The sequence below is a fragment of the Spirosoma oryzae genome (assembly GCF_003002825.1).
Taxonomy (GTDB): domain Bacteria; phylum Bacteroidota; class Bacteroidia; order Cytophagales; family Spirosomataceae; genus Spirosoma; species Spirosoma oryzae.
The window spans coordinates 16,892-31,539 of record NZ_PVTE01000036.1 but is presented as its reverse complement, the minus strand read 5'-3'; the positions used below and the strand labels follow the sequence as shown (position 1 = coordinate 31,539).

11 protein-coding genes and 1 pseudogene are annotated in these 14,648 nt (G+C 53.9%); 8 read left to right on the top strand and 4 right to left on the bottom strand.

Annotated elements, in window-relative coordinates; genetic code table 11:
• Nucleotides 1-210 precede the first annotated feature (210 nt).
• Entirely contained in the window at nt 211-1,161 is a 951-nt protein-coding gene (locus tag CLV58_RS25380; protein ID WP_170108802.1) for a S41 family peptidase, read from the top strand.
• Here the strand turns inward: CLV58_RS25380 and CLV58_RS25375 are convergent.
• Nucleotides 1,150-2,133, bottom strand: a complete 984-nt coding sequence (locus CLV58_RS25375) for a tyrosine-type recombinase/integrase (RefSeq protein ID WP_106140644.1) — start codon at nt 2,131-2,133, stop codon at nt 1,150-1,152. The genes CLV58_RS25380 and CLV58_RS25375 overlap by 12 nt on opposite strands.
• Nucleotides 2,134-2,924: 791 nt before the next feature.
• Here CLV58_RS25375 and CLV58_RS29040 point away from each other — a divergent pair.
• Together CLV58_RS29040 and CLV58_RS25365 are read left to right on the top strand one after the other, a co-directional pair.
• Nucleotides 2,925-3,218 (top strand): transposase, encoded by a 294-nt coding sequence (locus CLV58_RS29040; RefSeq protein ID WP_146141546.1) that lies wholly within the window; start codon nt 2,925-2,927, stop codon nt 3,216-3,218.
• 31 nt (nt 3,219-3,249) lie between these two features.
• A complete protein-coding gene (locus CLV58_RS25365) occupies nt 3,250-3,513 on the top strand; it encodes an IS3 family transposase (RefSeq protein WP_106140642.1) in 264 nt (87 codons plus the stop codon).
• 227 nt (nt 3,514-3,740) lie between these two features.
• Here CLV58_RS25365 and CLV58_RS28885 read toward each other — a convergent pair.
• Nucleotides 3,741-3,833, bottom strand: a pseudogene (locus CLV58_RS28885) (hypothetical protein); the annotation flags it as partial.
• 649 nt (nt 3,834-4,482) lie between these two features.
• Here CLV58_RS28885 and CLV58_RS25355 point away from each other — a divergent pair.
• The 5 genes from CLV58_RS25355 to CLV58_RS25335 all read left to right on the top strand — a co-directional run bounded on the left by CLV58_RS25355 (nt 4,483) and on the right by CLV58_RS25335 (nt 9,385).
• Nucleotides 4,483-4,923: a hypothetical protein gene (locus CLV58_RS25355; RefSeq protein WP_146141545.1), complete on the top strand. Its 441-nt coding sequence runs from the start codon at nt 4,483-4,485 to the stop codon at nt 4,921-4,923.
• A gap of 141 nt (nt 4,924-5,064) precedes the next feature.
• Nucleotides 5,065-5,976, top strand: a complete 912-nt coding sequence (locus CLV58_RS25350; RefSeq protein WP_106140640.1) for a sensor histidine kinase — start codon at nt 5,065-5,067, stop codon at nt 5,974-5,976.
• The gene (locus CLV58_RS25345; protein WP_106140639.1) at nt 5,973-7,046 is read left to right on the top strand and encodes a response regulator; all 1,074 of its coding nucleotides are present in this window, start codon (nt 5,973-5,975) and stop codon (nt 7,044-7,046) included. Before CLV58_RS25350 ends, CLV58_RS25345 begins: the two co-directional genes overlap by 4 nt.
• Before the next feature lie 292 nt (nt 7,047-7,338).
• Nucleotides 7,339-8,688, top strand: a complete 1,350-nt coding sequence (locus tag CLV58_RS25340) for a fatty acid desaturase (RefSeq protein ID WP_106140638.1) — start codon at nt 7,339-7,341, stop codon at nt 8,686-8,688.
• Nucleotides 8,689-8,911: 223 nt separating this feature from the next.
• Entirely contained in the window at nt 8,912-9,385 is a 474-nt protein-coding gene (locus CLV58_RS25335) for a response regulator (protein WP_106140637.1), read from the top strand.
• A gap of 18 nt (nt 9,386-9,403) precedes the next feature.
• Here the strand turns inward: CLV58_RS25335 and CLV58_RS25330 are convergent, their stop codons facing one another.
• Together CLV58_RS25330 and CLV58_RS25325 are read right to left on the bottom strand one after the other, a co-directional pair.
• Nucleotides 9,404-10,123 (bottom strand): histidine kinase, encoded by a 720-nt coding sequence (locus CLV58_RS25330; protein ID WP_146141544.1) that lies wholly within the window; start codon nt 10,121-10,123, stop codon nt 9,404-9,406.
• Nucleotides 10,124-10,156: 33 nt separating this feature from the next.
• The gene (locus CLV58_RS25325) at nt 10,157-14,608 is read right to left on the bottom strand and encodes a CheR family methyltransferase (RefSeq protein WP_106140635.1); all 4,452 of its coding nucleotides are present in this window, start codon (nt 14,606-14,608) and stop codon (nt 10,157-10,159) included.
• Between the last annotated feature and the right edge of the window lie 40 nt (nt 14,609-14,648).

The following is a 14,648-nucleotide window of genomic DNA, read 5'->3' as shown; positions in this document are numbered from 1 at the left end:
TGACCCGGAGCCGCTGATCACTCACAAGCTAAACGTCGGTAGAAACACCATATCAGCAGGGATGGCTCATACATACTCGCCTAATGAGATTCGAGTGTGGGCTACTATCTTTCCCCCATGAAGATCCTGCTGACACTACTGCTTTGTTACGCTACCCTTACCAGCCAAGCCCAAGATCGGTCCCCGGCCCTGCCAGATAGCCTGAGACTGATGCTTGAAAAAAGTTTTACCATTCTCCAGACTAATGCCATCAGTCGGGACACCATCGACTGGACCAGGCTTAGAGAACAAGTCTATCGACGAGCGGCTACCGCCAAATCTTACCAGGAGGTGGCCAGTGTCTTTCCCTACCTGTTTCAACAACTAGGTGACCATCATGGCGCCCTGCTGCTCCAGGGTAAAACCTACGCCTGGAAGCCCCAAAGACCTGCTTACACTAATCAAGCGGTGCGTCAAGCCATCAATGCTTATCCCAATGTACGGGTGCTAACCATCGGAGAGGACGTGGGCTACATCATGCTACCGGGTAACCGGGATTTCAATGGCAAGAACACTAATGCCGATACGCAGGCGATCCGGAATGCGTTACGATCGGTGAACACGGTAAAGATCAAGAAGTGGATTTTGGATCTGCGGGTCAACACTGGGGGTAGCATGTACCAGATGTTGGCGGGACTAGCCGACCTGCTAGGCGAGGGCCAGGTGGGTCAGTTTGTTAATCAACACCAGCAGCCCGACGGAGCATGGATTCTAAAAGGGAAAAACATCTATCTAGACAGCCAGCAAGTCTCCACGGTGGTCGATCAGCCAGTGGGCATCCCCGCTGGTGTGCCGCTAGCCGTGCTGATCAGCGGCCAAACGGCCAGTTCGGGTGAAGTGGTGGCCATCGCAACGGTGGGCCGAAAAAACACGGTCTTGATTGGCGAGCCAAGCGCAGGCTACACGACGGCTAATCAGGGCTTCTCCATTAATGCATCAGCGGGTCTGAACCTGGCGGTCGATTATGACGCTGACCGAAGGGGCAAAGTCTATACCGATGTTGTGCGGCCCGACATTGAGGTGATCGGTGGCGATGATTTCGAAACGCTGGCTAATGACCAGAAAGTGAAGGCGGCACTGGCCTGGTTTGGTCACAAGCCGAAGCGGTTGTTAAAGCCCTAGCTTACCTGAGGCATTGTGCTTGCGAATGTTGCGCCGTCGATCATAGCGCTGGATCATGACGGTGGTGCGGTGCTTGGTCTGGTTCATCACCTCCAGATCGTCCGCTCCGTTAGCTTTAGCCACAGTCACAAAACTGGCCCGTAGCGAGTGGGCGGTAAACGACTCTCCCAGATGCTGTTGCACTAGCACGTTCACCCACTCATCCGACAGCCGCTCCTGAGTGACCCGTTCCCCTTTCCGAATTCGCACAAACAAAGGCCCCTGCTCCCGATCAATCACGGCTATCCACTGCTGCAGGGCCCCGATGGGACAATACTCGGGTTCACTGGCGTAGGCTACCGCCTTTTCTTCGACCTCCCCGAATTGATTGGTTTTGGATCGGTCCAACCGGATGACTAGGCCGGCCTCATCGATGAGGATGTTGGTGACGTCGAGGCTGGCCAATTCGCTGCGTCGGAATGCCCCCGTGAAGCCCAGCAGCAGAATGGCTCGGTTGCGTAGGCCCGTCGGCGTGGGTGGTATGCTGTCAATTGCCTGCCGCAACTGCTTGACCGAAAAGTCAGGGGCCTGCTTTTGCCGCACGGTCTTCTTGAGCTTAAAGCCTTTCATAAAGACTTTGAACTGCTCGTCGGTGGTCGGCGAGGGCAAGCCGTGTTGCCGGTGCAGCTTAGCCAGGCTAGCCAGGTGGCGTTGAACCGTGAAGAACGAGCGGGTGCGTCCGAGGAAGGTGACGTACTCGACCAGCGCCACGGCTGACAGCGGTGTTGGCTCATAACCGTTCTGCTCACACCAGTCGGCATACTGGCGGACATCGGTGGCAAAGGCCCGTTGCGAATTGGCCGAGCCCTGCAAGCCGGCCCGCAGATATTCGCGGGCTTCCCCGTGGAGTTGCTCGTCGATGCGTAACGACAAGCTCTGCTCTCGGGCGGTAACGATGGCTAAGACGTTTGGCTCAGTAGCGGGTCGCTTCATGGGAAAGGGAAATGAGTACTATTTGCTTATCAAGCTGACCCCGAAATAGAGTCGTTTTGACAAAGATAGGGTTACTCCTGATAATTGATTATCAAGAGTAACTAGGGACATAGTTTGAAAAAGTGATTGTTTGTCTCTACTGTCGATACGTTCATCGGGTAACTGTGAAACATGTTCCACGAACCAGAATTGGTTAAAAAATTATGGGATTACCAGCAGCAACAAAAAAAGCCTCACCCGTGACCGAGTGAGGCTGCTGAAGCGTAACAGATATAAAACGGCAGGACAAGCCTCTTATTGTGTAGCTTGAAACATAGTGAACCTAATTTTCATATTTTTTGCAGAGCAGATCACGCTGGCGTTTTCTGAACGAGCGTTCAAAAAATGGCATAAACCACTTCACTACAGGTTGATCCAAGCAATTACGATGTAATAACGACTGAGGAGGTGTTGTTACGCCTTTGGCTTGCGGCCCCTAGGCTTACCCATGTAAGTGCTTTGGGCTGAGCGTTCTTAGCTGTCAACGCTAACTCGTAGCCGGTTGTGCCTTCCTGATAAGCGAAAGGTGTCAGGGTGAAGCTGTACTTGTTCGTTTTGTAGTCAACGCGGCCACTAGTTAGGATATGGGCCAGCTCAATAGTCAGTCCCCGATGAGTACTCGTTGCGGTAAAACCTTCGGCGTCCTGCTCGTCGGTGTGGACTTTCTACATTTGACTGGAGACGGTTTTTAGGCACATTTGGGGCAAACCCGAAAGTACCCATGAAAAAAAGACCGCAACGGCGGACCGTGTGTGTTTGACGAGACGTTTAGAAAAATGGCCGTCGAGCTGTCCTATGCAAAAGGCTCTGTACAGGAGGCTGCCTACGAACTTGGCATCGACTCTAGTCGGATTACTAAATGGCGGCAGACTCATAAAAGCCCTGTCCAACTCACCACTACTGCCAGCAGACTGACTCAGGAGCAGCAACTGATCAGGCGACTGCAAAAGAAATTGAAAGAAGCTGATCCTGAACGAGATATCTTAAAAAAGGCGGTCAGCATCTTCTCCAAGGGCGCCAGGAAATCTGAGATGGTCCGGGTTTGACGGACAGTTGAGTTGCTTAACTTACTATATCATGAGCAAGCCACAACACAATGCTTGTCAGCCTGGTAAAAGCCACCGCTTGGCGGAAGAGAAAGAAAAACTTCGTCAGGCAGTCGTTGCTAGTTTTGTTGACCACCGCCGTAGGTACGGCAGCCGGCGCTTACTGACTGAACTGCGAGAACAGGGCTATGAAGTAGCCCGTCATCAACTACGACGTCTGATGCGACTCGAAGGCCTGAGGGCCATTCAGCCCCGCAGTCGCTTCGGCGTTCCGATTCATACCACGGACGACTGACAGCAGGCACAATGGGCCTTTCAACGGGCTGATTTCTATGGTTTAGGCAAGTGGTAACACATAGTTTTGGCCTATTTTTCACCCCGAGCCACCACCGCCTACGTCCGGTGGATGAGTTTATTGCGAACCGCGTTGAGAACAAGCATTTTGTGCTTACCCTCTTTGCGCTGGTAGTAATCCTGCAATTCGCCTTTCACTCGAATAGCTGCCATCGCGCCTAAATGAAATAGTGATTTGAGTCGTTTCCGGGCATGCGGGCTTACGCCAGGCCGCCCTCGGACGCTGCTACCTGAGTGATAGTTACAAGCCCCCCCCCGCATGGCAGGCCATCTTTTGAGGCTTGGCGATAGGCATATACTGCCTTTCGACTTTATAGTTCACTGGGCGGACTGACGCCAGATGAGGCCGGAATGGAAATCGAAAGAAGACCAAATGAACGTCCGATCCTCAATCGTTGAGCGGAACACTTTTCGGGAGGACCTCACCCGTCCTCATGCATCGTTGAATTGTTTGACCGGCCCGGCCCCATCAAATGCATCAACGTAAGCGCAAGCCCCGGCTTCGCCGGGCGCCGGAGCACTAGTATCCTTGTGAGAAAGTACGGTTTGGAAACGTCCAATATGACACCACCGTGGCGCGGCTGTATTTCGCTAATTTTTATAAGTGTCTAACTCAATCAGTATCATACGATTGGCCTTACCTGATTTTTGTATTTACTTAGCGGCAACTAAAAAACTACCATTCATATCGGACAAATGTTTTTTGTGTTTCTTAACCAAATAATCTACTACGATTGCCCAGCAGACCATGCCGGATAATGTCCAGAACGATTTTTTTTCGCCCGACTGGTTACGTTCAGAACCTGTTCGAATTTTGATCGATGCGGCCTCAACTGGAGTAGCTCTATTACAGGCGGTTCGCAACGCAATGGGTCAGATTGTTGACTTTCACTATCAACTGATCAACCCTATGCAGCAGGCCATAATCAACTTTCCTTTGGAAGACCTGACGAGTCTGCCGCTGACAACCCTCTACCCTGATGGTGCTCGCCTAAGGATGCTGACACTGTTAATCAGAGTCGTTCACTCAGGCCAGCCTAGTGTGTGCGTGGAAGCGGCTGGATTAGATGGGGATGTCAGGCTGTACGATCAGTTTTGCTTGAAGTCGGGCGATGGCGTGCTGATGTTGGTACAGGACGTTACGTACCGTCCCTTATCAGCCTATGAACACCAGCAGCAAGCGAACCTGTTGGAAGCAATTCAGCGGCACGATTCGACTGACGCAGTACGGGAACTGCTCATCGCTCTGATTCGTGGTCAGACGCAGCAGCACTATAAATCCGGCGCGTCAAACCAAACCGGCATCATAACCGAAGTTGACCGGCGTCATACGTCAGACCTCGATAAATGATCGCTTTTGCGCGGCAGGAATTGCTTCGCCCGCCCAGAGTCAGTCTGGGCAACGTTGAGCCTTCTTCTGTAACCAAACAGGCGAATGCGCCCGGGTTATTGGTAATGCCTCATCAAACGAATTCCTCTATCAACGAAAACGATGATCGACCTGCCTTCCGAACAGCCTGACCAGGGCCACGAAACTAATCGCTACCTGAATCAGCTCAAACAGACGAACCAGAATCTACTTCAGCAGGTAGCCGATTGCCGACAGGAACTTAACCGGGTGCGGTCGGCCCTGGGGGAAGCGCAGACCGTGGTGGCTCAGCGTCATCAGCTGGAAGCGGAACAAGATCGGTTGTTGGTGCAAGAGCGGAGGTTGAACGAGTTGAAATCAAACTTTATTACGCTGGCCTCCCACGAGTTCCGCACGCCAATGATGACTATCCTGTCTTCGGCGTCGCTCATCAGCCGCTACAGCAGTCTGGCCGAAAGCGATCATCGGGAGCGTCACGTTCAACGGATCAAGACCGCTGTCAACAGCCTGACGACGTTGCTCAATGACTTTCTGGCGATCAGCCAGGTCGATCAATATGCGTTGCACACTACCCCCCAAGCGCTGGACCTCACCGCCCTTTGTCAGGAAGTGATTACAGAAGCACAAGCCATCGCCAAACCCCGGCAGCGATTTCACTACCACCCACAAACGGGGCTGCTTGGGCTGCAACTGGATAAGCAGCTTCTCCAACGTGTTCTGCTAAATCTGCTGACCAACGCCAGCATGTACTCCGCCGACGACACCGACATTCAGTTGAGCAGTGCCATTCAGAACGGGCAGGTCGTTTTCACTGTAACCGATCAGGGAATCGGGATTCCCGAGTCGGATAAAGACAAGCTGTTTGCCAATTTCTTTCGCGCCCGTAATGCTATTCATATTCAGGGAGCGGGCCTGGGGCTGTACCTGGCAAAACGGTACACTGAACTGCTGGGAGGCTCTATTACCTTCACGAGTCAACTGGAACAGGGAACAACCTTTATGGTCAAGCTACCGTTAGCGAGTGAGCGGGTATGAAGACAATTCTGGTCATTGAAGACAAAAAGGAGGTTCGCGAAAACATCACGGAGATACTGAAACTGGCCCAATACCGGGTCGTGCAGGCCAGCGACGGCCGGCAGGGGGTTGCGCTTGCCCGCTCGGTCGGGCCCGATCTGATTCTGTGTGACATCATGATGCCCGAACTGGATGGGTACGGCGTCCTGCACATCCTGGCCAAAGACCCTAATACGGCCCGGACTCCCTTTATTTTTCTGACGGCTAAAGTTGCCCCCGAACATTTACGCAACGGTATGAACCTGGGGGCCGATGATTATCTGACCAAGCCCATCGACAATATTGACCTGCTGGCGGCCGTTGAACTTCGGCTCAAAAAAGTCGAGCAGATGAACCAGCCCGTCGAGCAACCCGGACTGGCTGACTTCCTGAACGCCCTGCACCAGGTAGATGGATGTCCTTATTCGACCCTTCGCTACAGCAAAAAACAGATACTCTACGCGGAGGGCGATACCCCGGCGAACCTATATTATATCCGGAGTGGACAGGTAAAGCACGTCAAAACGGATGCGTCTGCCAATGTGGTTATCACGGCATTGTCCGGTGCGGGTGATTTTGTGGGCCTGCCCGGATTATTATCAGACGTTCCCTGTACGGAATCCGCTGAAGTGCTGCATAACGCGGAGATCTGTTTAATCCCCCAGGCTGAACTGCTGACGTTATTAACCAGTCACGCCGATATTGGCGCTTACTTCATGCGCCTGCTGGCGAGCGACGTAAGGCAGCGCGACGAGCGCCTGCTCAAGCTGGCCTACCAGCCCGTTCGCAAACGGGTAGTGGAGGCCCTGCTACTCGTTTACCGAAAATTCTATTCTCTTCCAGACGACCTGGTAATCACGCCACTCGGGCAGGACGTCAGGTCAGCCCCATTCATGACATTGTCGCGGGAGAACTGGGCGCAACTGGTTGGGGCATCGATGGAAACAGTTATCCGGGTGCTCAGTGATCTGCGCGCCGAAGGGATGATTAAACTGTCAGGCAGTCAGATTACCCTGCTGGATATCGACCGGCTTACCCGGCTTAAACACTAACGTTCTGGTACGCGTCAGGAGCAAGGTTGACATTGGTCAGTCGAATAGTTGACGAATATCGTTGCTACCGGGTTTACGGTCATAGGATGCAGCCGGCCTACAACTGAACTTTGGGATGTATATAACCGCAACGGGTACGACAATGCTGTCATGGTCTGAAACGGGTTTATCGGTGTCGCGAACGGTTGTGACCTGTCCCGCTCGGGCGGCTAGTAGTGTCACAAATGTTCGCGACACCACAGCCCATTTCCTGGCCAACGTTTGCCCGAAATCTGTTTAATCCGCTCGACGAATGGCTTTTATTGACAACGTGCTCCAGCAACCCGCTTATGGTTGGATCGACCAAGCTGGCAACTTGGTTATTCCCACTAAAAAGCAGCTCTTCACCGAAGCGTTTTCCCGCATTAATGTTCTGGCAACCCGAAAGAACTGGATATCGGCCATTAGCTGGCTGATGGCCGCCTGCATGGTTCCTTTCCTGTTGGTGTTTACGTTCAAGTACTTTTCGTTACCCTTGCTGGGGCTGCTCGTACTTTACAGTATGGTTATTATGAGCACGCAGGGCACTATTTGGTTTCATCGATACAGTACACACAGGTCGTATACCTTCAGCCACCCGGTTTGGCGCTTTATCACGCAGAATCTGGTATTACGCACTTTCCCGGAAGAGATTTACGTGGTTTCGCACCACGTCCACCACGCCAAATCGGATCAGCCGGGCGACCCGTACAATGCTCAGGCGGGTTTACTGTATTGCATGCTGTCGGACGTAAACCACCAGAGCATTGCCAAAGATTTGTCGGAAGCCGACTATACGAAGGCCGCCGGTTTTTTACGTCATACCGGGGTGTGGATCAACTCCTATAAAGACTACCAGAAGTGGGGCTCGATTGCTTCTCCGGTGTATACCGTCGGCTTGTGGATACTGAACTGGTCGTTCTGGTACACGGCCTTTTTTCTGATTGGTGGTCATGGTCTGGCCTGCGCCTTATTCAGCGGGGCATTCTTCTGGCTCGTTCTGGTACGGGCTTTCAACTACACCGGGCACGGAAAAGGGCAGCAAAAACACGTCGACGGCGTGGATTTCGACCGGCGAAACCTATCGCTGAACCAGATCAGACCCGGTCTTTTTTCGGGCGAGTGGCACAATAACCATCATCTATATCCAAGCAGTGCCCGGGCCGGATTTCTACGGTATCAGCTGGACTTGGCCTGGCTTTACATTCTGGGCCTGTACAAGCTGGGCGCGATTGCCTCCTACCGGGACAACAAAAAGGAGTTTCTTCAGAAGTATCTACGAGAACCGATGGGTCAAACAAACGACAAATCAGCTGATTCAGGTCGCATCAGGAAGGCAACTGCGCGCTTTCATCAATTATTTTCTGACTCACAGACAGTTCCTGAAGCAGCTAAAAACAACCACCCTAAAAAGTCCATGTCAATCCAGGAACGGTCTTGCTGGGACCCGCTTCGTGAAACGCTGCCGGAGTCAGGGGCCTTTACGGAACCCTACGCTCACCTGACAAACCCGGACTTATCCTGTCAGCAGTTTAACCGCTTGCTGCATCAATATAAACAGGCCGTTTTCGAAGTATATCATCGTCAGCTTACCGATGATGGTGGCGCGACTAATTCCGTATAGTTTCGGTATTCCGCCACAGCTTGCCGAGAAGAATAACTGACAATTCGATGGGTAGAAAAGGCGTGTTGGTCGCCCCCATAATCTTTCGTTAGTTGCTGATCGCCGTGCAGCGCAAAAACGACGTAAGCTGGCTGATAAGATAGCTGATTACCATTCTTCAGCGGGTGGGTTGCTAAGGCAGTAAAAAAAGTTGTCAATACGCCCGTCTGAAAGCAACCAATTCATGGATGATTTCAACCGATCGCCGGCCCAAAACCGGCGAACTACTCAGAGGGCTAAAATTCTCTTGATCGACGACAGTCCCGATCAGTGCGATTTGATCGGGACTGTGCTGCACGATTGTATACCGGAGGTAGATTTGTTTATTGCGTCGACCGGTGAATCAGCATTCAGTCAGCTTCGCCACTGCCTGGATGCCAGTCAGTCCTTACCCCGGTTAATCTTACTGGATTTATATCTTCCGCTCGCTGAAGACGGATTCCGCATTATCGAACGGGTTAAAAGCAACGATTCCCCTTACCGCCTGATCCCCATTACCCTGTTATCCCAGTCAGCCAGACAGCCGGATATCAAGCGGTGCTACGATCTGGGTGCCAACTCCTACATTGCCAAACCTGCCAGTCATGCTCAGTGGCTGCTGTGCATGAAGTCGCTGCGGGAATACTGGTGGCATACCGTTACCCCACCCCCAGGCTAAACTTTGTTCATAACAGACTTACTCCGCCTGCAAGTCTGTCACTAGCTTTTCAAACAGCTGGTGGGCCGCCAGTCCATTCCGGCTTATCATGTCCTGACATTTTAGCTGATTACCGTCCGTAAGCACGTCTTGTAACATGCTGGCTACCGTGGTAATGATTCCCAGGCAATTGCGCATGTCGTGGGCGACCTGACGCAGCTGATCCACGCGTAGGCTGTTCTTCTGCTGGAGCTTGTCGAGCGCGGCTTGAAAGGTTTTCACCTGTCCGTCTGCCCTCGTTTGTTCCAACTGATCGACCGGCAGGACCACGCCTGCATTGACTAGTTTCACCAGTTGACGTAGCTGGCTATAGGCCAGTGCAATAATATCAGGACGCGTTCGGGGATACGCCTTCAGGAAAGCCTGGATTTCGGTATCCAGAGCGGTGTAAAAGTTATCTAACTCCGTCAACAAATGCCCCAGGGGATAACCGCGCTGCCAGCGGTGAATCTGGTGTTGACAGACGCTGTCCACCAGATCACGTTCCTGACTCTCCCCCGCAATGCCTCGCGCAAAAAAAGTCAGCAAGGGAGGCAGTAAATCGGCTAGTTCCCCACCGGACAAATGGGCACGCTCCTGAAGGGCTTCATCCGGGATGCCTGTCATCCGCCAGGAATGTAGAATGCTTCCCTGATGCGCAGTCAGGTAGTCGGCTAAGTGGTTGCGTTGCAGATAGAAATTACGAGTTGAGCTAGTCATAATTGAATTAAACCAAGTGAGTGGCGATGCGGATCAGATTGCCGAACGGTCTTCCGGCGGAACAATTGAAGTCAGCAACCGGGTTAGCGTCTCCAGGTCTACCGGTTTGACCAGGTGCCCGTCGAAACCAGCTTCCTGACTCAGCCGTTTGTCGTCAGCCTGTCCGTAGCCGGTCAGGGCGATCAGGATCAGGTTTCGGCCCCAGCTCTGTTGCCGAATCAGACGGGCCGTTTCATAGCCATTCAGGCCGGGCATTCCGATGTCGAGCAGCACCACCTCCGGTTGCCCTTGCTCGGCAGCCGCTATCGCCTGCTCACCGCTGTAACATACATCAACGGTATAGCCGCTTAATTCCAGTAGCATGGCGAACGAATCGGCCGCGTCCTGATTATCATCCACGACCAGGATACGAGGTTTAGCTATGGCCAAATCAGCAGGAACCGGCTGGGCGTCCGTGTGCTCGTTGATGCCGGTTAAAACGGGCAGGTAAACCACGAACTCGCTTCCTTGTCCTAGTCCTGGGCTCCGGGCTTCCACCCGCCCCCCGTGCAGTTCAGCCAGTCGTTTCACTAAGGTCAGGCCCAGGCCCAACCCACCCTGCGAACGGGCGGGTGAATTATCGACTTGTGCAAACAGCTCGAAAATACGCTCCAACTGATCATTCGCCAGGCCGATACCGTTATCGCTGACCCGCAGACGGGCCATTACGTCCGCCCCCTGGTTTACCTGGTCTAGCTTGACCCAAACGTGACCGCCTTCGGGAGTATAGCGGGTACCGTTAGTCAGTAAATTGTTGATAACCTGCATCAGTCGGGTGGAATCGCCCTGCAGATAGATCGGCTCATTCGATGCGGAAACCGATAACTCAATCCGGCGCTGCTTAAAGAGGGACTGCATGACCACCACGGTCTCTTGTAGTAGGGTGTTCAGATCGAGCGGTTCCAGCCGTAAAGTAATCTTTCCCCGGTTGATCCGGCTCACATCCAGTAGGTCATCGACCAGCCGAACCAGGTGATCGACCTGTCGATTCATCATGGCGATGGCCGCGCTCATGGTCTCGTTCTGGCCGGCGCTCAGGCCCAGCGTTTGCAGGATGTTACGGACGGGGGCCAGCGGATTGCGCAGTTCGTGGGCGAGCATGGCCAGAAACTCATCTTTCCGCTGGTCCGATTCCCGCAGGGCTTCTTCAGCCCGTTTACGCTTGTCAATGTCGAACATTACGCCACTCATGTGGGCTGCGCTACCGTCGATTTCCTCTACTACCCGCCCGTAACCGCTCATCCACCGTTGCGAGCCATCGTCCAGCACGGCGCAGAACTCCGCATCAAACACACCCTGACTGGCAATGGCCTCCTGCAACTGGCGAGCAATCCGGTCCCGGTCATTGGGATGCACGTGATCAAAGTATACGCTTGGGCTGACGGGATCAGGCTGGGGTTCCATACCAAACAGTCGGAAGTGCTGCTCGTTCCAGATTACCTCATCAGTTGCCAGATTCCAATCCCAGGTGCCCATCCGGGCGGCTTCGATGGTGAGCCGGAACCGTTTTTCCGACTCGCGCAGGGCTGCTTCGGCGGCCTTGCGCTCGGTAATGTCGCGGGCTACACTCGACACGCCGATAACCTGCCCCTGCAGATCTTTCACCGGTGAGAGCACGACTTCCAGCGTCAGTTTCTGACCATCTTTCGTGATTCGAACGGTTTCGTGCGTTTCAACGCGCTGCGACTGTTTGATTTTTTCAGCCAGATTCAATAATTCACTCAGGTCCTGGGGCAGCGTCAGCATCCCGAGCGACTGCCCAATGGCTTCGGCGGCCGAATAGCCATACAGGGTTTCGGACGCTTTGTTCCAACTGGTGATAACACCCTCAAAATTGAGCGTAATGACTGAGTCCTGCGATGATTCGATGATAGAAGCCAAGAAATAGTTGGCTTCTTCAGCGGCCTTGCGCTGGGTGATGTCGACGAAGGTCAGCACAATGCCATTGATGCGGTCGTCGGTCGTTCGGTAAGGCAGCACGCGCATCAGATACACTTGCCTGTCGATGGTTCTCACTTCCCGTTCCACCGGCTGAAGTGTCGCCAGCACCTGTTCCGTATCCCCTAGCAGGTGGGTATCGACTAATCGGTTGGTAATGTCGGTCAGTGGCCGCCCAAAATCCGTGGGGATCAGGTTGAAGATTTCCCGCGTGGCCGGCGTAAACAGATTCACCCGTAAACTGCGGTCCAGAAACAGGGTGGCCATATCAGTCGAGTTAATCAGGTTTTGCAGGTTGTCGCCCACCAGTGAAATTTCTTCCACTTTAACTTTCAGCTCCTGATTAACCGTCGTCAGCTCTTCATTGATGGACTGAAGCTCCTCCTTGCTGGTTTCCAGCTCTTCAGCCGACGAACGCAGTTCCTCGTTGATGGCCTGTAGCTCTTCGTTGGTCGCTTTGAGTTCTTCGGCCTGTAGTTCATGGTGCTCATTGGCCGACCGTAACTGCGCTTTGGCCCGAATCAATTCTTCCTCCAGGTGATGGGCAACGGGTTCAACTGAGGTAAGCACCCGGTCTGGTTCGACGTCCTCCTCGGGCGTGGGTTCAAAGAGGACCAGTATAAACCCGCGCGCGGAATCGCCCTCACCAGTAACCGGACGCACGTGGATAGTCAACGTCTGAATTTGATTGTCCAGTCGAAGTTTGAGCTGGCGTACCGCGACATTCATTTGTTGCTGGTTGGCCTGGTAGAACGCCGTGCGCAGTTCCAGCCGCAATTCGGGCCGGATGAGTTTCAACAGATTTTTGGACGGCTCGCCCCCGCCAATCTGAAGGTAGCGCCCTGCCCGTTCCGATACGTGCAGAATATCGTATTCGTCATTGACAATAATCGACGGAGGGGCATACTGTTCCAGTAGCCGCTGGTGCAACTCCCCGTAACTCAGGCGTGCGTTTGGGCGCTCGTCCACCCTGGGGGCTGGTTCGGGTGCGGTTTCGCGCTGGGAGGCTAGCAACGCACTTGATTCGGGAACAGGAAAAGAGCGTGTCGGTACGGAGCGACTTTGGAACAGGTGCTGTTCCCGATTCACCGGCGCAAACAGATCGCTGGTGCCGTCGGTGGTTTCAGACAATCCCAGCAACAGGTAACCGCCGGGATTCAGGGCAAAATGGATGGTTTCCAGCACCCGCTGCTGCGCGGTCTGGTTCAGGTAGATGAGCAGATTTCGGCAGCTCACCAAGTTCAGCCGGGAAAAAGGCGGGTCTTTGAGCACATTGTGGTACGCAAACAGGACCATCTCCCGAATTTCCCGGCGGATGCGGTACTGCTCGCCTTCGAGGGTAAAAAAGCGACGCAGGCGCTCAGGCGATACGTCGGCGGCATCATTGATGGTGTACAGCCCTTCGCGCGCGATGGCAATGGCAGTCTGATCAATGTCGGTGGCGAAAATCTGCACGCGGGGTGCATCCAGCACATCCATAGTGCGTTCGGCGCACAGCATGGCCAGCGAGTAGGCTTCTTCACCCGTTGCACAGCCAGCCACCCAGATGCGCAGGGTATTGTCCCCCTTTTTTTCGTGGGTCAGCAGTGGGATCACCTGCTGCTCCAGGGTGGTAAAGACGGGTCTATCGCGAAAAAAGTTAGTAACCGAGATTAGCAGATCGTTCAGCAGCGATTGGGTTTCATCGGGGTGCTCCCGCAGAAAGACTACGTACTCGGGCAGCCCCGGTAGATTACGGACGTTGATCCGGCGCTCCAGGCGACGCAGCAGCGTGGGACGTTTGTAATTGGAAAAGTCGTGGCCGGTGCGCTGGCGTAGTAGGGCAAACACGTCGCGCAGGGCCTGCTGCTGGTTTTCTACATCTTGCCGGGGCTCCAGGCTGATAACGACGGTATCCCGATTCTGGGCGTAGGCCAGCAGCCGGCCGGGAATCTGGGCCACGGGCAGAATGTCGTCCACCAGCCCGGTGGCAATGGCATGGCGCGGCATTTCGTTGAAGGCAGCCTCGCGGGGACTCTGCACAAAAGCCGCCCCACCTTCTTCCTTGATCCGCTTGAGACCCATGGAACCGTTGGCGCCCGTTCCCGACAGGATCACCCCTACGGCCTGGGCCCCGTGGGACTCGGCCAGAGTGCGAAAGAAAATATCCACCGGCGCCCGCCGGTCTTCGATGCGTGCATTGGGTAAGACGAGGATGTCCCCATCCGCCATTTGCAGGTGCTTATCAGGCGGTACTACATACACATGATTGGCGACGACGGTTACCCGTTCCTCCACCCTGATAACGGGAATGCTGGCTACGCTCTGCAGGATCTGGGTGAGCTGGCTGTCATAATCAGGGGAGAGGTGTAAAATAACGACGTATGCTAGGCCGGAGTCGGCGGTAACGGACTCAAAAAACTGGGTCAGTGCTTCCACACCACCCGCTGAGCAGCCGATGCCGACGATCAGAGTCTGACCCGGAACGGTATTGTCGATTTTTTTTGAGGCTGTTTTTTTCTTACTCACTGGATTCTGCTAGGCTGATTTTGGGTGGGGTACTGGGAGT